This is a genomic window from Leclercia sp. GLN_9 (assembly GCF_043105735.1).
Classification (GTDB): Bacteria; Pseudomonadota; Gammaproteobacteria; order Enterobacterales; family Enterobacteriaceae; genus Enterobacter; species Enterobacter adecarboxylatus.
On record NZ_JBICLV010000026.1, the window covers coordinates 115,713 to 135,585 of the forward strand.

Consider the following 19,873-nt stretch of genomic DNA (forward strand, 5'->3'; position numbering starts at 1 on the left):
TTGAAATCATTGCCAACCTGTTCTTAGCGTTCAGTCATGCAATACACCGCATCAGTAAGAATCATTTCTGCCTCAATAGTCTGAAGGCTGAGGATAAATAGCGATATAAACGTAGCCGTAACTGGCTTGAGTATCCGCTATGCAGGTCAGCCCGGGCAAATGAATCGCCACCTGATGCTGTTGGCGTGGATTTAACTCACCGGAAAACAGCACGCTTCCAGCTTTTCTATGAACAGCGGAAAAGTCTGGTCAAGTTTTTGAAGTTGCTCCGGGTTACAACTTCCCATTAAACCAGCCCTGTCAGCCAGGTAATGCAGCCGGTTTCCTGCCTGAGCCAGCCTTACCCCAAAGTGCGGGATGGGAGCACTTTGCAGCCCCCATTCCTCAAAGATAGAAAACGACATAATCACCCCCACCATTTATACATTGGTATGCTTATAACCAGCCTTGTTCGGCAAAAGACACAACGTCACTCCCCACGACGATGTGATCCAGTACCCGTACATCCACCAGAGCAAGCGCCTTCACTAACCGCTGAGTGATATGCCGGTCAGCCGGGCTGATGTCGGTCGTTCCCGAAGGATGATTGTGCGCCAGAATAACTGCCGCCGCATTATGGCGCAGGGCTGCTTTAACGACTTCTCGGGGATGCACTTCGGTATGGCTGAGTGTGCCCGCAAAAAGCGTTTCCTGCTCCAGCAAGCAATGCCGGTTATCGAGATACATCACGATAAAAACTTCCCGCTCCTGGCTGACCATTTTTAATTGCAGCCAGGCTTTAGTCATGCTGGCGGAAGTAAATGACTGCCCCGGTTGGCGCCGGTATTTCTCCAGCAGACGCAGCGCGCGATGGATAAGGCGTTGTTCATTGATTGGCAGATTCGATACGAAATTCAGTTGAGACATAGCAGCTCCTTTAATTAAAAAAGCCGCTGTTGCGTGCAACAGCGGCCTGTATAAGGGAAGAAAGAATCATGAAATGTGGTCGTAGCGCTTTTCGTCAATAAGGCTCTGAAAAGCTGCATCCCAGCGTGCATATTGGCCAGACAGATCAACGATCTACTTATTTAACAGGCTTTGGTAGGTGCAGACGCGTAAGCCCAGGTTCGCTGCATCACTGCAATGATTAATGAGTCTGTATGGAATATAATCACCGTAATTTCCGGCGTGACCGGCAACAGGTATTAATAATGATCCTGTAACCAGAATAATGCCCGATAATACGTGCAATGAAGCGGTTTAATTTTTCATATCCTTAATTTCAGGATTAAATGTGTTAAGTAGCAGGATGGCGATAAATTGCCGTGTTGAAGTCACAACAACGCTAATGATGTGCAGAAGGTAGCTAGGGCGTTGCCGTTGACCGGTTTTCAGTTATTGATTGGCGCAGTCAATCACTATTTGCACTTCAGGAAGCCAGTTGCAACATATTCTCGGCCATCACCCACAGGGCGCGATTGAGCTTCACGTCTCCCTCAATGCCTTTAACTGCCCGGGTATGAGTGCGGCCACCTGTATCTGTACGCCCCGGTAATCCACCCTTAATCAGGTTTTCCTGAATGCGCTGGTAAGTCGTCCACAAATCGTTGCTTTCATCCTGCCAGCGTCGCGGGGAAAGGATTTGTGATTCAGTCACCGGCTGATGCTATTCCCCAAAACGCCAGGTTAATGCCGCTTGTGCTAACGCCTGCATGGCGGGTGGAGGTAACAGCAGGGATTCCATGGCATCGCGTTTCTCTTCCACACGGTCAAAGATGCCCAGCACTTCGTACGCCCCCTCAATGACTTTCTCCACCACGTTGCCTTTGTGAGGCACGCGCACCTCGCCAAAACTCTCTCCGCAAATCAAACCATTCTGACAAACTGATCTGAATAAACCCGGCAGCATCTGATAGAAGCTGGAGCCATCATGGCTGTTCAGCAAAATGATCTCCGGAACTTGTTTACCGGTGATATGTCCTTCACGACGCAGGCGAAGCATATGTTTGGTATGCTCACGTTTATCCGGATTCCGGACACGGGTCTGGCAGGCAAAGAAGGGCTGGAAGCCTTCATTCTTCAGGTTATCCAGCAGTGTGATCGTGGGAATGTACGTGTAACGTGCGCTGCGGGATTCATGTTTTTCTTCGCTGAACACACTCGGTACATAATGAATAAGTTCCTCATGGGTTAACGGACGGTCACGGCGAACGAGATTCACCGCACCAAAGCGGGATGCTAATCGGGTCATAATGGGCTCACGGCTTCTGCCAACAGGCAGAAGCCGTAAGGGAGTCAAAAGAAGAAATTCCAGATGCTGCGGGCTGTGCTGACTACGGTATCAATGACTTTGCGGACAACATGGGTGACCGCGCGGGGAAGCGAAAACTCGTCAACGCAGGCGCTCAGCGTTTCATCGAGCACATCACCGAAATCCTGACGGGCTTTTTTTAATACGGTTTCGTTACGGTAAAGCGGGTTAACCAGGGAACTGACCGCACTGCTGGAGCGGGCGGGAAGAGAGTTAAACATTGTTTCTACCAGCGCCTGCATTTGCCAGCCAGTGTCCGCAGAGACTGCCACGACAGGGAGTGACGGGGCACGGAATAAGCGGCGAATAACGTCAGTTTTATCCTGCATGTGAACTAATTGAGCAGCTGAAGGCGTATTCAACGTACCATCCCATTCACGACAGGGTTCTGTTTTGTCTCCCTGCGAAACGATAACCAGAACCTTATCGCTATGTTGTGTGCCGGGTCGTAAGACATTATGCCAGAACTCCCCATCAACCGACAGCGCCCGGTCATCTGCCTTAATCAGCCAGAGTATCAAATCCAGCTCAGGCAATACTGACTGATACAGTGCACGATATTCTTCATCATATTCCTGACTTTCTCCCACACCAGGCAGATCAATAAGCGTCACAATGCGGTTACCCGCCTTTAAGTGAAAACGCTGGGGTTCACGAGTACAGGCCCGGGAATGACCAACTGCTGATACCGGCTTCTGAAACAGGGCATTACACAGGCTGGATTTTCCCGCCCCCGTTTTGCCCATAATACCAATCACTGGCTGGTAATTAATGACACTGTCCAGACGCTGGATAATCCCCCGGGCTACAGTTGAGGGCAGGATTTCAAGGGGGGAGTGTAACAGCTTAAGTGCAGACTTTTCGTCCATAGATATCACCTTTGTGAATAGCTAAAAGAAGAGGAATACTTACGTATCCCTCACGGATTCACTGGAGTAATATATAACTGAAAATTATTTAAGATTGTCCGCTTGTATTTTTACGCCTTTCATATTCCTCAGCAATCAGGCGATTCATAAAATCATCACGTTTGATACCAGCGAGCATAATCATCTCATTCATTTTTTCATTGTTGTTCAGGGATAGTAAAAAATTCTTATTAATATTGCCCTTGCCCGCCTTTTTCCGGTGTTTATGCGAGGACAGTGCGCTTTTTATCTTTCGCAGAAACAACTCTTTTTTCTCTGGTGTATCCAGAATGCAATCATAAAAACCGGTGAGGCATATCTTCCTGTCTTCATCACTAATCGGGGAGAAGTGTCTGGTGATATTATCATGCAGTTTTATTGAGTAACGCCACAGATAATTTATTACATCTGCACTTTCACTAATAAATGGGTCGGATGTATTTCCCTTTCTTTGCCAGTCACCTCTGAAGTTGTTGATTAATTCTCTTTTTCGGTTGCCTGATTCATTCAGGGAATCAAAATATTCTACCAGAGCTTCGAATCTCCCCCTGTGTTCTGGAAATGCATCACCACGTCTGTAACTATAACGAATAGTTTGATGCCATAACCATAAACAAATCCTTTTGTTATTTTTAATCCAGTCAAATTCTGTTAGTGGTAAAATTTCATCTTTGCAGAAGGACTCCATTCTTTTCACGAACTCGTTTATATCTCTTTCATCCCCCCTAAAGGAAGAATTAAGAACGTTATTAATCCAGTAGCATGTTTCATCAGCATTCCCGGATTTATCATTCCAGTTAAAGTTAGTTTTAATCTTTATTTTTGCATTATTAACCTGTTCAATGTAGCGAACATAAAACTGGCATTTTCTGACATCTTTTTCTGAAACATAATCACGATCCATTAGTACTCACCCATTCAAACAAATTCACACCGTGATTTTATCATAAATTCGAGTGACTTTATGGTTGTTTTATCACAAAATTATAGCGATTTTACCAAGGATTCAGCGTGACTTACTTGAACACCTGAGCAGTATCATCACTGCTATGAACCAGTCTCAATGAGGGTAAAAATTACGATTTAACCACACAGTTTTACGAGTCTGCGGTGGGAGCTTTTCTGCCGTTGGAGCTTGATAAACAGAGGCGTAAAAAGATGTATTGGATACCGTAACCCAAAGTGTGAGGCGGTTAGGATTAAATAAGGTTATTACTGTTATTCTGAATAATATCTGTCCCGCTATGAATATCAATCCACACAAACAAACCCATTAAAACCGTCACCAACAGTAATCAGATTAAAAATTACGCCATCCTCACATGTTCATGAAACGATATAATGGGGAATGCACCATGAGTACACACCGCATCACAAACCCTAATCACCCGACTTATCCTGAGCTGGAATCTCAGTTACACCGTCATGTTGATAATCTCTTCCGAAGATATTCAAAGCTTATTCTTCTGAGAGTTGATTTTGCTTATCTGCGTCACTTGCCTGAATTCACTCATCAGGATGTTTATGGCCTGTGCGCCGATATGGTTCAGTTGGAAACCCGGCTAGACGATATCAACGGTATTGCCGGTTATAATTGGGTGGCTGAATATGGAACCGGCCACCGTTATCATGCTCACTGTGCAATATTTATCAATGGACAGCAACGTGCCAAAGCATGGCCGATATTCCGTGAAATAGAGAAACATTGGAGGAGCATTACTGAAGATGAAGGGTATGCCCATCGATGTATCCCCCAGCGCCATTATAAAGTCAGGAGTGAAGAGATGACTGAATATGATGACGAATCGGGTGTGAATGCCATGAAATATATTCTCAGCTATATGGCAAAGACAGAGCAAAAGCCTGATGGAGTTCTTAGCAGATTCAGCACAACACCCGATAAATCTCGCAGAGGGAGGCCAAGACAGCACGATCGAAAGTCTTTAGTTTCGGTGGGCTGATATCTGTTAAAGGATACTAGTGAGCATAATAGCATTCAATATACTGTTATCAATGAGTATAACTGAAAAGAACGTGTTAATATATGTGATTTTACCTTCCTGATTAGCGTTCAACTGCCGATTTTTGAGCTAGCTTCAATAGCAAATAACTTAATTATAAGGATACTTACAAATCACTAAGACAGACTGTATATATGTTTTCACGCTGATAAGTCGCAGCCAATGCTGAATAAAATGATGTGAGAGAAGCTTCTACTTATCTAATCCCTACCACATTGATGCAAAGTGAACTTCTGTTAAGAGGTAAAGCATCATGAACGAGGCGAAAGTTATCTATTTCTTTTTGGAGAAAGCTGTTTTCAAATATTAGTCTGCATGAGCGAAAGACTCTTTATAACTAACCGCAAGGTTTCCTACGGCAAGCAGCTGAATTTTATTTGTTAGAATCCTGTAGACTCACTAATTACGATTAATACCCAGGGTACATCTCGTTACCAAGAGCACCCTTTCAGTAAGCGGGATTACTATCGACCTTATCCCTGCCCAGCATGCAAAATCACGTCAGATCCCTCTGCAGAGCAGTATCTGAAAGAGTGCGCGTAAATCAATATTTCCATAGCTTCGGTAAGCATAGCGCCATCTTGAAAAGAGCGAATCTGGCTATTTCAGGGGAGTAAAAATTAAGACACCGGCACCTTCTGCGCCCGATACCTGCTCGGCGAGCATCCCACCAGCCGGTTAAAAAATCGGGCGAAATAGGCCGGATCTTTAAACCCCAGTTGCCAGGCAATTTCACTGACCGTGTTGTCGGAGAAGAGCAGCAGCCGCCTGGCCTCGCGAAGCTGGCGGTCGAAGATCAGCCGTTTTGGCGGGCGGTTGGCGAAGCGGCGACAGATGTCGGTCAGGCGCGATTCGGTGAGGTGCAGTTCGCGGGCGTAATCGGGCACCGTCCAGTGCTGGTGGAAGTGGCCGTCGACCATCTGGTTGAAACGCTGAAACAGTTTCAGCTCGCCGCGCATGCCGTTCGCGGCGTGATCGTCAAGCCTGGCGTTACGCAGCAGCAGGGTGAATACGGCCTGCGCCAGCAGCACCAGAGTATGTTCCCGCCCGGCAAGCTGGGCGGTGGACTCACGTTCAATCAGCCGCCAGTAATAAGAGAGCGCCGCCAGCTCGTCCGGTTTGTCAGCGAGCGACAGGCAGATCTCCGGCAGCCCGAAGGTCTCCCGGGTGCCGGGGTAAAGTACCTCAAGCAGCGGCCAGATCAGATCCTCATGCACCGTCAGCACATGACCGTCGCTGTCCGATTCGGTAAAGAATGCGTGCGGCACCGAAGGCGGGGTGAGAACAAACAGCGGTGCCTGCACCGAGTAGCGGTGATCGTCCAACTGCAGTTCGATCTGCCCGGTATCGAGAAAGTGCATCTGAAAATAGTGGTCGTGGCGATGGGCCTGCATATCGCGGCCAAAAAAGGCCGCCATCCGGCCAAAGGACTGATAATGCACATCGTCCGTCCCCAGACTCTCGTCGTACTCTTTACTGACATCGATATTGGCAATCGGGCTCTGGCACATAACTGCTCCTCAGTGGATCTTCTGCGCCGCCATCCCCGGCGCACTTTCACGGCTCTCCTGCCGCGTCATCGGGATCCGCGTCAGCACCAGCGCACCCAATACCAGCAGCCCGGCCACAAACCACAGCCCGGAGCTGAAGCTGCCGGTTGCGTCGCGCAGAATACCGATCAATAGCGGGCTGACGGCGGATCCAACGTTACCGATGGCGTTGATCACCGCCAGCGCCACCGCCCGGGATTGCAGGCTAATAACCTGATCCGGGGTGGTCCAGAAGATCGCCATGGCGGTAAACGATCCGGTTGAGGCCATGATGATGCCAAGCAGTTGGATCAGGCTGTGATCGCTCGCGGACGCCAGCAGCCATCCCGCCGCCGCAAACAGGTACGGCAGGATGGTGTGCTTTTTTCGTTCTTTCAGCCTGTCCGAGCGGCGGCTCCACCACAGCATCCCGAGAATGGTGCAAAACTGCGGGATCGCCGCCAGCAGGCCAATCACGATATTGCTGCTGCCGGTGTTGAAGCTTTGCAGGATCTGCGGCGTCCAGATGTTAATGGCGCTCAGGGTGTTGGTCAGGCAGAAATACGCCAGGGTATAGAGCAGCACCGCCGGGGTCAGCACTTCGCGTAGCGTCGAGCGCGGCGTAGCGGCGTGCGCCACGGCGTTCTCCTGCTCACGGGCGATCATCGTTTTCAGGGTCTGCTTCTCTTCGTCGTCCAGCCAGGTGGCCTGATCCGGCGTGTCGTTCAGGAAGAACCAGGTCACCACGCCCAGCACCACCGACGGCAGTCCCTCCAGCAGGAACAGCCATTGCCAGCCCTTCAGGTTCCACAGCCCGTCCAGCGCCAGGATATAACCCGAGAGGATCGAGCCGAGCATCATGGTCACCGGCATGGCGATCATAAAGAGCGCGTTGGCGCGGGCGCGATGATAAGAGGGGAACCACCAGGTGAGATAGACCAGGATCCCCGGCAGGAAACCGGCCTCGGCAATACCCACCAACATGCGCAGGATGTAGAGCGTCTGCGGGCTGGCGGCAAACATGGTGCAGGTTGAGGCGATGACCCATACCACCATGATCCCGGCGATCCAGCGCCGCGCGCCGATCTTCGCCAGCATGATGTTGCTGGGGATCCCGCACAGCACATAGGTGACGTAAAACAGCGTGGCGGCCAGGCCAAACATCGTCGAGGTGAGGCCCAGATCTTTGCCCATCGTCAGCCCGGCAAAGCCGATATTGATGCGGTCAAGGAACGAGAAGACAAACAGAATAAAGAGAAACACGATCAAACGACGAAACAGCTTATTAATAACGCGATGTTCAACGGCTTTATTATCTTGCAGGGTAGAAATCGTCATAGTGCGCTCCACATCATACGTTAGAGCCTGGCTCATCAGGCGAGTTAACTTGCCAGTTTGTACCTGGGCAGTGCTCGCAATCCTTTCGTACTGTGTGTACGTTCCGGTTGCTGCGCGCTGTTCGGGTTCAAACTGGCTGCGAAAATTTCGTCTGATAAGACAGTCTTTTAGTAGACGGATTTATTGTTGTCAGAGCTAACGGGTTTATCGATAAAACGTGCTGCCAGCGCTTCGGCGCCGCGGGCGAGCAGGGTGGTATCCACGCCGACGGCGACAAACAGCGCGCCGCGTTCGAGATAGCGTCGGGCCAGCTGTTCGTTCGCCATCAGGATGCCGGGGGCTTTCCCCGCGCTCAGGATCTGCGCGATGGCCTGTTCGATAGCGGCCTGCACCTCCGGGTGCTGAGGATTACCGGCCAAGCCCATGTCGGCGCTGAGATCCGCCGGACCGATAAACACGCCGTCCACCCCGTCTACATCCAGGATCTGCGGCAGGTTTTTCAGTGCCTCGCGGGTCTCAATCTGCACCAGCACGCACATGGCGTCGTTGGCCTGATGCAGGTAATCAGGAATACGGTTCCAGCGTGATGCCCGCGCCAGCGCGCTGCCGACGCCGCGAATACCCGCAGGCGGATAACGGGTCGAGCGTACTGCCAGCCGCGCTTCGTCGGCGTTTTGCACCATCGGGATCAGCAGGGTCTGCGCCCCCACGTCCAGCAGCTGTTTGATCTACACCGGATCGTTCCACGACGGACGAACCACTGGCTGGCTGGGGTAGGGGGCGATAGCCTGAAGCTGGGTCAGGACGGTTTGCACGTTGTTGGGGGCGTGCTCGCCATCGATCAGCAGCCAGTCGAAGCCTGCCCCGGCCAGCAGTTCGGCGCTGTAGCTACTGGTCAGCCCCAGCCATAAGCCGATTTGCGGTGTGCCGGCTTTCAGCGCCGCTTTGAATGCATTTTGCATGGTGGTCTCCTACACAAAGCGGCAGCTGATGCAGCCCATATTGCCGTAATCGACGTGGAAGGTGTCGCCCTTGCTGGCGGTTACCGGGCGGGTGAAGGAACCGCCGAGGATGATCTGTCCCGGCTCCAGCTGTACGTCATAGGGTGCCAGCTTGTTCGCCAGCCACGCCACGCCGTTGGCCGGGTGGTTAAGCACGCCCGCGGCGACGCCGGTCTCTTCGATCACGCCGTTGCGGTAGAGCAGGGCGGAGATCCAGCGCAGATCAAGCTCGTCCGGGCGGATCGGGCGGCCACCGAGGATCACCCCGGCGTTGGCGGCGTTATCGGAGATGGTGTCGAACACTTTGCGCGGACGCTGGGTTTCGGGATCGATGTTGTGGCAGCGGGCGTCGATCAGCTCCAGGGCCGGGATCACGTAGTCCGTGGCGTTATAGACGTCGAACATCGTGCAGTTCGGGCCACGCAGCGGCTTCGCCAGCACAAAGGCCAGCTCCACTTCGATGCGCGGAACGATAAAGCGGTCGGTCGGGATGTCGCTGCCGTCGTGGAAAAACATGTCGTCCAGCAGCGCGCCGTAGTCCGGTTCGCTGATCTGCGAGCTGGCCTGCATTGCTTTGGAGGTCAGGCCGATTTTGTGGCCTTTCAATGTGCGGCCTTCGGCGATTTTCAGGCTCACCCATTCTCGCTGCACGGCGTAGGCATCGTCGAGGGTGATCGTCGGGTAATCGAGGGAGATCTGACGGATCTGCTCCCGGGTCTGTTCCGCCTGATGCAGGCGATGGGCAATCAGGGTATGGGTATGTTTATCGAGCATGGCGGTTTCCTGTTTTTGCCGGGTGAGGCGTCGTGTTTGTTTTCTCACTCTCCTGGTGGGAGAGGGCCGGGGTGAGGGCATCCGGCCGCAGCGATTTCCCCTCACCCTAACCCTCTCCCCAAAGGGGAGAGGGGACAGACTGTGCGCGGTGCGGTTTTCTCCTTCTTCCCAATAAAGGAGAAGGGGACAGACCGTGCCGGTACTACTTAAACAAGGCGTGCACGTTGTTCTGTTTGTAATTGAGCGTCGGATGCAGCTCTTCAATTTCAAACGACAACGCCAGATAGCGCGCCGCCATCAGCCCGGCGAAATGGCTTTTGATCAACGTAAACAACATCTCACCCACCTGCTGGCGGCTCTCCAGGCTGCGCCCGGTGCCGATCTTCAGCGTCATATGCACAAAGGCGTAATCGTGCTTACCGTCGGCCATCTGCCAGGTGTCCACCCAGTGCGCGCGGCTGCGAATGCCGCCGAGGGGGAAAATGCCGGTGGCGGCCAGCGCCTCGTTGACGGTGGCGAACAGACCCGGGAGATCGGCCTGCTCACGGATGTTTTCGGTACATTCGACAATAAAGTGCGGCATGGGGCGTCCTTATGCGGGCAGAGGGAAGACGGCGTTAACCTGGCCGGTGCCGGAGCTGGGGAACAGCTCGGTGAGAAACTCCACCTTACCGTCGTATTTGTCCCAGCCGAGCACGCCCAGCAGCATCACCGTGTCGTGCATATTACCTTCGCCGTAGCAGTAGTCGGCGTACTCCGGCAGCATGTTGCAAAACTCTTTGAACTGGCCTTCGCGCCACAGCTTCACTACCCGCTCGTCCATCTGGCGGTCGAACTCGCGGGTGTAGCTGTTCATCCCTTCTTCTGCCCGCTGGTCGTCAATGAAACGGTGCGACAGCGAACCGCTGGCCAGCACCGCCACGGTGCCGTCATATTTTTCGATGGCGCTGACAATGGCCTCTCCCAGCCTGCGGCTGTCGGCAAAGTCATGCACGGTGCAGAACGCCGAGATAGAGACCACTTTGAAATGCTTATCCGCATTCATGTAACGCATCGGCACCAGGGTGCCGTACTCCAGCTTCAGACTCGGGATGTTGTGCGCTTTGGCGCGCACGCCCTTAGCCACGGCTTCGTCGGCGATCAACTGGCCCAGCTCGGGGTTGCCGTTGTAGTCATAGGTCATGTCGCGGATAAAGTGCGGCAGCTCGTTGCTGGTGTAGACCCCGGCAAAATGATCCGCACAGTTGATGTGGTAGGCGCTGTTCACCAGCCAGTGGGTGTCGAAGACAATAATGGTATCGACCCCCAGCTCACGGCAGCGTCTGCTGATCTCTTTATGCCCGTCGATGGCTCCCTGACGGCAGCCAAAGTTTTTGCCCGGTATCTCAGAGAGGTACATCGACGGCACATGGGTAATTTTTGCGGCTAACGCTAGCTTGCCCATATCACACTCCCCACTTCGGAATCGGGTGGTCGCCCATGGAGATACAGACGTTCTTCATCTCCGCGAACACCTCAAAACTGTACTCGCCACCCTCACGCCCGGTGCCAGAGGCCTTCACGCCGCCGAACGGCTGGCGCAGGTCGCGCACGTTCTGGGTGTTGACGAACACCATGCCCGCCTCGATGTTGCGCGCCAGGCGCAGCACCTTGCCGACGTCCTGGGTCCAGATATAGGACGCCAGGCCGTACTCCACATCGTTTGCCAGACGCAGCCCTTCCGCTTCGTCCTTGAACGGCAGCAGGCAGGCCACCGGCCCGAAGATCTCCTCCTGCGCCACGCGCATGCGGTTATCGACGTCCGCCAGCACGGTCGGGCGCAGGAAGTTGCCGCCGCGAAGGTGTGCAGGCAGATCGGTCGGTTTGTCCGGCCCGCCCGCCAGCAGGGTGGTACCCTCTTCAATGCCGAGGCGGATATAGCCGGAGACTTTCTCCCAGTGCTGCTGGCTGATCAGCGCCCCGATCTGGGTGTTTGGATCGGTTGGGTCGCCTACACGCAGGCGGTTGGCGCGTTCGGCAAAACGTTTTACGAATTCCGGGTAGATGCTCTGCTGGATAAAGATGCGTGAGCCGGCGGTGCAGCGTTCGCCGTTGATCGAGAAAATGGTGAACAGGGCGGCATCCAGGGCGCGTTCGATGTCGGCGTCCTCAAACACCAGTACCGGCGATTTACCGCCAAGCTCCATGGAGTATTTTTTCAGGCCAGCGGTCTGCATAATCCGGCGTCCGGTGGCGGTGCCGCCGGTAAAGGAGACGGCGCGCACGTCCTGATGGCGCACCAGCGCGTCACCTGCCGTGGCACCATAGCCCTGCACCACGTTCAGCACGCCTGCCGGAATACCCGCTTCCAGCGCCAGTTCGCCAAGACGATCGGCGGTCAGCGGCGACAGCTCAGACATCTTTAAGACCGCGGTGTTGCCCAGCGCCAGGCAGGGCGCGACCTTCCAGGTGGCGGTCATAAAGGGTACGTTCCACGGCGAGACCAGGGCACATACCCCTACCGGCTGCACCAGGGTGTAGTTGAGCATCTTGTCGTCGACCGGGTAGGTCTTGCCGTTCATCTGCTGGCACACTTCGGCAAAGAACTCGAAGTTGTGCGACGCACGCGGGATCAGCACGTTTTTGGTCTGGTGGATCGGCAGGCCGGTGTCGGCGGTCTCCATCGCGGCGATCTCCGGCACGTTCTGGTCGATCAGATCGCCCAGACGACGCATCAGGCGCGCGCGCTCTTTCATCGGCAGGTTGGCCCATTTCGGGAACGCCGCTTTCGCGGCCTCAACTGCCTGGCCGATCTCGGCTTCACCGCCCGAGGCTACTTCAGCCAGCACCTCACCAGTGGCGGGGTTAGTGGTGTGGAAGTACTCATTACCCGCCACGTTTTTGCCGTTGATCCAGTGGTTAATCTTTTTCATTTTGCCGTCTCCTCACTCACAATCCGGTTGACCAGACGGCCAACGCCTTCCACTTCCACGACTACTTCATCGCCCGGACGCACGTCAGCCAGCCCTTTTGGCGTGCCGGTGGCGATCATGTCGCCCGGCTGCAGCGTCATAAATTCACTCAAATATGCGATCAGGAACGGGATGCTGAAGATCAGATCGGCGGTGCTGCCCTGCTGGCGTAGCTCGCCATTTATCCAGGTGCGCAGAGTCAGATTGTGCGGATCGGCAATCGCCGATTTATCCACGATCCACGGGCCAATCGGGGTCAGGCCATCACGGCTCTTCACCCGCAGGTTAGGGCGGTAGTAGTTTTCCAGGTAGTCGCGGATCGCGTAGTCGTTACACACCGTGTAGCCCGCCACATATTCCATGGCGTCGGCTTCGGCGACGTTGCGCGCGGTTTTGCCGATCACCACCACCAGCTCGGCTTCGTAGTGCATGTATTCAACGTTGTCCGGGCGCACCGAGGACTGGTTATGTGCGTTAAAAGTGTTCGGCGCTTTGATAAACACCAGCGGCTCGGTGGGCGGTTTAAAGTCCAGCTCGCTGGCGTGATCGGCGTAGTTCAGCCCCAGGGCAAACAGCGTGCCACTGGTGGAGAGCGGCCAGGCGAAGGTGTGGTTCGTGGGCAGCTCGCGAGCGTTGATCACGCTGTTTTCCAGCGTCGGTAACCCTTCAGCCAGTACACGCACCTGGTCGCCCGGATGCAGGGCCACGCGGGACTGCGGGGTGCCCAGCAGAATGGCGTCGCCCGGGTTGAGGGTGGCGAAGGCGCTCAGTTCGCTCAGCAGGGTGGCGGCGTTGCGTTGCAGGTCGGCGGTGTTCCAGCGATCCACTTCCTGACCGTTGATCTCGGTGATGATGGTCAGGTTATCAATATTCGCGATCGACGCGCGCTCACCCACAGGGCAAAAACCGTCCCGGCATTTGGCTTTGATCGCCGGGCGGTAGAAGCTCTCTTCCGGCAGGCTTACCTCGTTCGCCAGCGCGTAACCGGCAATGTAGTCGGTGGCCTCTTCCGGGCTGACGTGAGTGGCGGTCTTGCCAACAATCAGCGCCACCGTCGCGCCGCTCATCACCTGTTCGCCTTCGGGATGCGGGATGGCATCGCCGGAGCGGATCAGGGTATTGCGCGGTTTAATAAACCAGACGGCGGTTTTTGGCGGCGTGTTGTAAGGGGGCTGATGAAATGCGTCGCGCCAGGCGTCGAGCTGGCTGCGGTGATTGAGTGCCACCGCAAAAACAGTACCTTTCATTCCTTTCTCCTCGGACCCGGCTGGCGGGTTTTGAGTTCATTAATATGTTAATGAATAGGTTTTAGACCCTCGCTGTGCGTTTGGCAAACAGAAGTAAATAATTTGTGATATCAATAACAATAAATTTACATGTATTTGTTTGTTTTTATATAAATCAATAAGCTAAAATTTTAATGTGATATCTGTTAGACTTTTTACCCGCGCCGCTGGCACTGTAAAGCCGCGTGAGGCATTGATTGTTTCGTTATTAATGATATTGAGGTGGGAGCGCCATGCACGATTCGTTAACTATTGCACTACTCCAGGCGCGGGAAACCGCGATGACCTTTTTTCGCCCGATTATCAAGCAGCACAATCTGACGGAGCAGCAGTGGCGGATCGTACGTGTGCTGGCAGAACATCCGTCGATGGATTTTCACGATCTGGCTTTTCGCACCTGCATTTTGCGCCCGAGCCTGACCGGGATCCTCACGCGCATGGAGCGCGACGGGCTGGTGCTGCGCTTAAAGCCGCTCAACGACCAGCGCAAGCTGTATGTGTCCCTCACCAAAGAGGGCAACGCGCTGTATGAGCTGGCTCAGGCGCAGGTGGAAGAGGCCTATCAGCGCATTGAAATGGAATATTCGCCCGAGAAGATGAAGCAGCTGACCGCGCTGCTGCAGGAGTTTATCGAACTTGGAAACCGGCACGTCATAACGCAGGAAGAAGAGGAGTAGCCACAAATTCCAGGATGATTTCCGTAAAGTTTTTGCTTCCCAGGCCGAAAATTCTGTACCTGTCTGGTGGAATGAGAAATCATGTTAAATCGTATCAAGATTGTTACCAGCTTATTGCTGGTTTTGGTTATTTTTGGCCTTTTACAACTCACATCCGGTGGTCTTTTCTTTAATGCCCTGAAGCATGACAAAGAAAACTTCACCGTCCTGCAAACCATTCGTCAGCAACAATCCACGCTTAACAGCAGCTGGGTAGCGTTGCTGCAAACCCGTAACACCCTGAACCGCGCGGGCATCCGCTACATGATGGATCAGAACAACATCGGTAGCGGCGCGACCGTGAACGATCTGATGCAGATTGCTTCTGCTTCCCTGAAGCAGGCGGAAAAAAGCTGGGCGGAATACGAAGCCCTGCCGCGTGACCCGCGTCAGAGCGAAGGTGCCGCGCTAGAAATCAAACGTAACTACGATATCTATCACGGCGCGCTGGCCGAGCTGATCCAACTGCTGGGTGCAGGCAAGATCAATGAATTCTTCGATCAGCCGACCCAGGGCTATCAGGACGGCTTTGAGAAGCAGTACGTTAACTATCTGCAGCAGAACGATCATCTGTATCAGACCGCCGTCGATGACAGCAACAGCTCCTACAGCCAGGCGATCTGGATCCTGTTAAGCGTGCTGATCCTGGTGCTGGTGGTGATTGTCGGCGTTTGGGTCGGTATCCGTCACGCCCTGATCTCCCCGCTGAATCGCCTGACTGACAGTATTCGCCATATCGCCAGCGGCGACCTGGTGAAGCGCATCGAGGTGGACGGTTCTAACGAGATGGGCCAGCTGGCCGATACGCTGCGCCATATGCAGGCTGAACTGATGCGTACCGTGGGTGACGTGCGTAATGGCGCCAACGCCATTTACAGCGGCGCGAGCGAAATCTCCATGGGCAACAACGATCTCTCCTCCCGTACCGAGCAGCAGGCGGCCTCGCTGGAAGAGACCGCAGCCAGCATGGAAGAGCTGACCGCGACCGTGAAGCAGAACGCCGAGAACGCCCGTCAGGCAAGCCATCTGGCGCTGAGCGCGTCCGAGACGGCGCAGAAGGGCGGCAAAGTGGTGGATAACGTGGTGCAAACCATGCGTGACATCGCCGGTAGCTCGCAGAAAATTGCTGACATCATCAGCGTGATCGACGGCATTGCCTTCCAGACCAACATCCTGGCACTGAACGCCGCGGTTGAAGCAGCGCGTGCCGGTGAGCAGGGTCGTGGCTTTGCGGTTGTTGCCGGTGAAGTGCGTAACCTGGCACAGCGCAGCGCCCAGGCTGCACGCGAAATTAAGAGCCTGATTGAAGACTCCGTAGGTCGCGTTGAGCTGGGTTCTACTCTGGTAGAGAGCGCCGGTGAAACCATGGGCGAGATCGTCAGCGCGGTTACCCGCGTGACTGACATCATGGGCGAAATCGCTTCTGCTTCCGATGAGCAGAGCCGCGGTATCGACCAGGTGGGTCTGGCGGTCGCCGAGATGGATCGCGTAACCCAGCAGAACGCCTCCCTGGTGCAGGAATCTGCAGCTGCGGCGGCGGCACTGGAAGAGCAGGCGAGCCGCCTGACTCAGGCCGTGGCGGTGTTCCGTATTCAGCAGGATCAGCAGAAAGCCCGCGCAAACGCGGCGGTGAAAACCGCTGCAACGCCTGTGACGACGCGTAAAGCGGTCGTTGCTGACAGCGGTGATAACTGGGAAACCTTCTGATGTAGCACAGCGCCCTGTTCAGGCAGGGCGCTGGAGATGGCCGGGTAGCGCTACGCTTACCCGGCCTTCAAAACCTTTCTCCACATGCCCGCATAAGCGCATCGCCGCTGGACAATTCTTGAGAACCTTACGAGTAGACCCGCGCGAACGTCGCGCCACCTGGCAATTCCTCAGAGCCTTACCAACAGTTCTCCGCAAGTGCAGCGTTGCCGGCCAATTCCCGAGAACCTTACCAACATGCCCACGCGTATGCAGTGCCGCCGAATGATTCCGGGGAACCTGACCAACATGCTTCGTACGAACGCAGCGCCCGGGGTGAGTCCGGGCGCTGTTTTTGAGTCAATCAGCCTTCAGCATTAACCACTTTAAGCTCCACCATGCCGATCCCCAACTGGCGCGGGGAGTGGCCGAGGATATTCCCCTCGTTAGTGGATTCCGGCGCAGGCGGGACAATCACCAGGGTGCTGCTGCGCGACGGATTGTCGAAGTGCAGCGTGGTGGTGGTGACATCCTTACCGAGCGTTAACGTCTGCTCTTTATCCCCAATCCGCACCGGAATCGGTTTATTGGCATTTTCCCCCCAGGCTTTAGCGGTGATCACCAGATCAAACTTCGCTGGCAGGGGCTGGTTGTATTCGATCTTCACCTCATCCCCCAGCTGCGCGTTCGACCAGCGTCCCCAGGTTTCCGGGCGCGAAATGCCGCTGAACTGCTTGACCTCTTCCGGGGCACCGGCCACGTTGAAGATGAAGCTATCCGCCTTGTAGCGAATATCGTTATCGGACACTCTCAACGTATCAACGTTGTGCTGATACCGGTCGGTGTTGATAACGGTCTCTTTAAAGACCGTTTTGCCCTTCCACTGCGCTTTATCGACACGCTGCACGGTCTGTTCGCCGCCCAGCTGACCCTGGGAAACACACCAGTCGGTGGAGAGAGCCAGCGGCTGCGACCACAGTTGGCCCATTTTGTAGCAGCGGTCGACCCAGACGAAGTTATCCCGCGGGGCGAAGTCGGCCAGCTGGTAGCGCAGCGGGGTCGAGTATTCGCTTTCCGGCATCGGTTCGACACGCTTATCAGAAACGCGCAACAGCAGCGGCAGACGGAAGTGGCTCCCGGAGAAGGCCATCATATTTTTCTGGCTGTCGATGGTGAAATCTTTCAGCTCTTTCGGGAAATTCCACAGGCGGATAACGTCCGGTTTCCACGCCAGCATTTTGTCCTTCATGTTGAGGAACACCTCTGACAGCGACTGCCCGGAGAGGCTGCTGCGGCCAAGGCCGATAAAGTTATCCCCGCCGAGAATATCCAGCACCGTTGCGCCGTTATCCATGGTGTTGCGCTTCACGGCCATCACTTCCTGCTGGGGTTTGTCGCCTCGCAGGATAAAGAACAGGTTGCTGCGATCCTGCTTGTTCAGCTCATCCCAGGCGCTATTTTTCATCGCCAGATGGTCGGAAGAGACCACGATCACCGTGTTTTTGAAGTACGGCGAGGTTTTGATTTTTTCGATCAGCGCCGCGATATGCTCCTGGCTACAGCCCACCGCGCTGAACGACTGATTCGGTTTGCCGTTAATCGCGTAGCTCTTGCGCTGGCAGGTGCGGGAGATAAAGCCGTCCGGGTGGTGGGTATCTACCGTCAGGGCAAACAGCGAGAAGCGCTTGCCAGACTGCGACAGCTCCTCGAATTTTTTCCAGGTTTCATCCAGCACCGTGTCGTCGTAAAAACCCCAGTCGTTGCGGTAAGAGGGGTCAGCAACGGTGGTTTTTAACTCTTCTGCGCCGTACAGATGGTCAAAGCCGTGGGATTGCAGGAAGACGTCTTTTCCGGCAAAACGCAGGTTGGCACCCTGCACGAAATAGTTCTGATAACCGGAGTTTTTCAGGATATCGCCAAGGCAGATATTTTTCGGGAAGAAGCTGGAGACCGAGGCCGAAGCGTTGCCTTCAAAGGGCGCGAACAGCGGGATACCGCACTGAGAGGCGACCATCCCGGCGATGGTGTAGTCCGTGCCCGGCAGCTGCGCGGTGTGGCTGAAATCGATCCCTTCGTTCTTGATGGCCCCCAGTTCAGGGGCGAGATCAGGGAAGGCGTTGTTATCAAAATAGGTGCGCTCAAGACTTTCGCCGTAGATGTAGACGAGGTTCAGCTTCGGATTCGGAATCGTTTTACCCGGCTCTTTGTAATAGGCCGCAAAGTCGGGATCGCCGTCGCGCGACTGGGATTTCACCAGCTCGGTGATCTGATGAAACGCCGGGCTGGCATCCACCGAGGCGAGCGCGAGTACCAGCGCCAGCAGGCTGTAGCCGAGATGGTGCGGATGGTGACGGCGGCGGCGCAGGATCCAGCCCAGCAGAGCAAACACGCCGACCAGCGCAACCACCACGCCCACGCCAGGAAGTATGTACTTACTAACCCCGGCGCCGGTCAGGCTGTTGGTCAGAGTATAAAGAACGGCATCGTTAATCCCGTCCCCGGTAAAATAGTCGCTGGCATAGAGGGTAATGTTTAAAACGACAAAAAGCCCCAGCACCAGAAGCGTGACGGCAAACCACCAGGTATTACGTCCCGCTTTACGAGCGTAAATCACCACCGAGGCAATAAACAGGGCAATAGAAATAAACTCTGACAACAGCTTATCCTCAACAAAGACAGCCGCTGATTAGCGGACTAACTGTATAATTTTTGGGTTATACAATGTAATGGCGATGCCATTTAGCTGCAATTGTAGTGTCACGGAATTGTGCTGTTGTTAGGATTTGGTTTAGAAAATGCAATGTTTGACGGGCGTCGCTTTATGCAGGGGAATACACGCCGCAACGCTTGTCGCGGCGCGAGAGGATCAGGAGATAAAGCTGAGTCCCTGTTTCAGGACAAAATCACAGGCCTGGGCTTTAACCTTTTTCGCCAGCGGCGTGTTGCCGATGGTTTCCAGATTCAGTTGCTGGCCGTTATTGGCGTTCAGCAGACCCTGAATTCCTTCCAGATAGTTAGTGTCCTGCTGCTGCTCTTCCGGGGTTTCCAGCCCTAATTTCCCCAGCACCTGATTTTTAATATTGGTGGCATCGGTCATCGAGGCCAGCTTCTCTTTGGCGCAGTATTCGAGGATCCCGGCCGCGTTATTCATGTTGCTGGCGCTGAGCGACTGGCTGCCGTTGTTGAGCAGGCCAGTCAGGGAGGAGAGGGAGAGACCGCCGTTCTGGGTGGTGGTAGTGCTGTTGCCCGCACCGAGCTGGCTGGCGGCGCTGTTAAGCGAATCCTGCCAGGAAGGTGCCGCCGCCTGTGCCGCACCGGTGACCAGCAGTGCGCTTACTGCGGCGCTGAGAAGAAAATGTGTTTTCATAAAAGG

15 protein-coding genes and 3 pseudogenes are annotated in these 19,873 nt (G+C 54.5%); 3 read left to right on the plus strand and 15 right to left on the minus strand.

Annotated features, from left to right (window positions below; translation table 11 throughout):
• Positions 1-72: 72 nt before the first annotated feature.
• The 5 genes and pseudogenes from ACF8PE_RS17325 to ACF8PE_RS17345 form a co-directional block, all read right to left on the minus strand.
• Positions 73-404, minus strand: a pseudogene (locus ACF8PE_RS17325) (type IV toxin-antitoxin system YeeU family antitoxin).
• A gap of 31 nt (positions 405-435) precedes the next feature.
• Positions 436-906, minus strand: a complete 471-nt coding sequence (radC, locus tag ACF8PE_RS17330; protein ID WP_155166289.1) for a DNA repair protein RadC — start codon at positions 904-906, stop codon at positions 436-438.
• A gap of 502 nt (positions 907-1,408) precedes the next feature.
• Positions 1,409-2,230: pseudogene (locus ACF8PE_RS17335) on the minus strand (DUF932 domain-containing protein).
• A 44-nt stretch (positions 2,231-2,274) separates the two neighbouring features.
• Complete coding sequence (locus tag ACF8PE_RS17340) at positions 2,275-3,159, minus strand: GTPase family protein (protein ID WP_155166291.1); 885 nt, start codon at positions 3,157-3,159, stop codon at positions 2,275-2,277.
• 88 nt (positions 3,160-3,247) lie between these two features.
• Positions 3,248-4,102, minus strand: a complete 855-nt coding sequence (locus ACF8PE_RS17345) for a hypothetical protein (protein ID WP_392495115.1) — start codon at positions 4,100-4,102, stop codon at positions 3,248-3,250.
• Positions 4,103-4,553: 451 nt separating this feature from the next.
• Between ACF8PE_RS17345 and ACF8PE_RS17350 the strand changes: the two genes are divergently transcribed.
• The gene (locus tag ACF8PE_RS17350; protein ID WP_392495116.1) at positions 4,554-5,159 is read left to right on the plus strand and encodes a hypothetical protein; all 606 of its coding nucleotides are present in this window, start codon (positions 4,554-4,556) and stop codon (positions 5,157-5,159) included.
• A 680-nt stretch (positions 5,160-5,839) separates the two neighbouring features.
• Here the strand turns inward: ACF8PE_RS17350 and hpaA are convergent.
• From hpaA to hpaG, 8 genes and pseudogenes are all read right to left on the minus strand, one after another.
• Complete coding sequence (gene hpaA / locus ACF8PE_RS17355; RefSeq protein WP_392495117.1) at positions 5,840-6,730, minus strand: 4-hydroxyphenylacetate catabolism regulatory protein HpaA; 891 nt, start codon at positions 6,728-6,730, stop codon at positions 5,840-5,842.
• Between the two features lie 9 nt (positions 6,731-6,739).
• A complete protein-coding gene (gene hpaX / locus ACF8PE_RS17360; protein WP_392495118.1) occupies positions 6,740-8,086 on the minus strand; it encodes a 4-hydroxyphenylacetate permease in 1,347 nt (448 codons plus the stop codon).
• 167 nt (positions 8,087-8,253) lie between these two features.
• Positions 8,254-9,048, minus strand: a pseudogene (hpaI, locus tag ACF8PE_RS17365) (4-hydroxy-2-oxoheptanedioate aldolase).
• 9 nt (positions 9,049-9,057) lie between these two features.
• Positions 9,058-9,861 carry a 2-oxo-hept-4-ene-1,7-dioate hydratase gene (gene hpaH, locus ACF8PE_RS17370; RefSeq protein ID WP_392495119.1) on the minus strand — a complete coding sequence of 268 codons (804 nt, stop codon included), beginning with the start codon at positions 9,859-9,861 and terminating at the stop codon, positions 9,058-9,060.
• A 202-nt stretch (positions 9,862-10,063) separates the two neighbouring features.
• Positions 10,064-10,444, minus strand: a complete 381-nt coding sequence (locus ACF8PE_RS17375; protein ID WP_103792691.1) for a 5-carboxymethyl-2-hydroxymuconate Delta-isomerase — start codon at positions 10,442-10,444, stop codon at positions 10,064-10,066.
• A 9-nt stretch (positions 10,445-10,453) separates the two neighbouring features.
• Positions 10,454-11,305 (minus strand): 3,4-dihydroxyphenylacetate 2,3-dioxygenase, encoded by an 852-nt coding sequence (gene hpaD / locus ACF8PE_RS17380; protein WP_032616380.1) that lies wholly within the window; start codon positions 11,303-11,305, stop codon positions 10,454-10,456.
• A 1-nt stretch (position 11,306) separates the two neighbouring features.
• Positions 11,307-12,773: a 5-carboxymethyl-2-hydroxymuconate semialdehyde dehydrogenase gene (hpaE, locus tag ACF8PE_RS17385; RefSeq protein WP_392495120.1), complete on the minus strand. Its 1,467-nt coding sequence runs from the start codon at positions 12,771-12,773 to the stop codon at positions 11,307-11,309.
• Positions 12,770-14,059 (minus strand): 4-hydroxyphenylacetate degradation bifunctional isomerase/decarboxylase, encoded by a 1,290-nt coding sequence (gene hpaG / locus ACF8PE_RS17390; protein WP_392495121.1) that lies wholly within the window; start codon positions 14,057-14,059, stop codon positions 12,770-12,772. Before hpaG ends, hpaE begins: the two co-directional genes overlap by 4 nt.
• 272 nt (positions 14,060-14,331) lie before the next feature.
• Here hpaG and hpaR point away from each other — a divergent pair, with 272 nt between their 5' ends.
• Complete coding sequence (gene hpaR / locus ACF8PE_RS17395) at positions 14,332-14,775, plus strand: homoprotocatechuate degradation operon regulator HpaR (RefSeq protein ID WP_032616383.1); 444 nt, start codon at positions 14,332-14,334, stop codon at positions 14,773-14,775.
• A gap of 81 nt (positions 14,776-14,856) precedes the next feature.
• Positions 14,857-16,521 carry a methyl-accepting chemotaxis protein gene (tsr, locus tag ACF8PE_RS17400; RefSeq protein ID WP_032616384.1) on the plus strand — a complete coding sequence of 555 codons (1,665 nt, stop codon included), beginning with the start codon at positions 14,857-14,859 and terminating at the stop codon, positions 16,519-16,521.
• A gap of 343 nt (positions 16,522-16,864) precedes the next feature.
• Here the strand turns inward: tsr and opgB are convergent, their stop codons facing one another.
• Both opgB and ACF8PE_RS17410 read right to left on the minus strand, forming a co-directional pair.
• Positions 16,865-19,156 (minus strand): phosphatidylglycerol--membrane-oligosaccharide glycerophosphotransferase, encoded by a 2,292-nt coding sequence (opgB, locus tag ACF8PE_RS17405; protein ID WP_392495122.1) that lies wholly within the window; start codon positions 19,154-19,156, stop codon positions 16,865-16,867.
• A 210-nt stretch (positions 19,157-19,366) separates the two neighbouring features.
• The gene (locus tag ACF8PE_RS17410; RefSeq protein ID WP_392495123.1) at positions 19,367-19,867 is read right to left on the minus strand and encodes a DUF2501 domain-containing protein; all 501 of its coding nucleotides are present in this window, start codon (positions 19,865-19,867) and stop codon (positions 19,367-19,369) included.
• Positions 19,868-19,873: the final 6 nt, after the last annotated feature.

Excerpts from the sequence above, each read along its gene's own strand:
- hpaH (WP_392495119.1), bottom strand. The coding sequence starts at position 9,861 with ATGCTCGATAAACATACCCATACCCTGATTGCCCATCGCCTGCATCAG.
- hpaG (WP_392495121.1), bottom strand. The coding sequence starts at position 14,059 with ATGAAAGGTACTGTTTTTGCGGTGGCACTCAATCACCGCAGCCAGCTC.
- tsr (WP_032616384.1), top strand. The coding sequence starts at position 14,857 with ATGTTAAATCGTATCAAGATTGTTACCAGCTTATTGCTGGTTTTGGTT.
- ACF8PE_RS17340 (WP_155166291.1), bottom strand. The coding sequence starts at position 3,159 with ATGGACGAAAAGTCTGCACTTAAGCTGTTACACTCCCCCCTTGAAATC.
- hpaX (WP_392495118.1), bottom strand. The coding sequence starts at position 8,086 with ATGACGATTTCTACCCTGCAAGATAATAAAGCCGTTGAACATCGCGTT.
- ACF8PE_RS17375 (WP_103792691.1), bottom strand. The coding sequence starts at position 10,444 with ATGCCGCACTTTATTGTCGAATGTACCGAAAACATCCGTGAGCAGGCC.
- hpaE (WP_392495120.1), bottom strand. The coding sequence starts at position 12,773 with ATGAAAAAGATTAACCACTGGATCAACGGCAAAAACGTGGCGGGTAAT.
- ACF8PE_RS17345 (WP_392495115.1), bottom strand. The coding sequence starts at position 4,102 with ATGGATCGTGATTATGTTTCAGAAAAAGATGTCAGAAAATGCCAGTTT.
- hpaA (WP_392495117.1), bottom strand. The coding sequence starts at position 6,730 with ATGTGCCAGAGCCCGATTGCCAATATCGATGTCAGTAAAGAGTACGAC.
- radC (WP_155166289.1), bottom strand. The coding sequence starts at position 906 with ATGTCTCAACTGAATTTCGTATCGAATCTGCCAATCAATGAACAACGC.
- hpaR (WP_032616383.1), top strand. The coding sequence starts at position 14,332 with ATGCACGATTCGTTAACTATTGCACTACTCCAGGCGCGGGAAACCGCG.
- hpaD (WP_032616380.1), bottom strand. The coding sequence starts at position 11,305 with ATGGGCAAGCTAGCGTTAGCCGCAAAAATTACCCATGTGCCGTCGATG.
- ACF8PE_RS17350 (WP_392495116.1), top strand. The coding sequence starts at position 4,554 with ATGAGTACACACCGCATCACAAACCCTAATCACCCGACTTATCCTGAG.
- ACF8PE_RS17410 (WP_392495123.1), bottom strand. The coding sequence starts at position 19,867 with ATGAAAACACATTTTCTTCTCAGCGCCGCAGTAAGCGCACTGCTGGTC.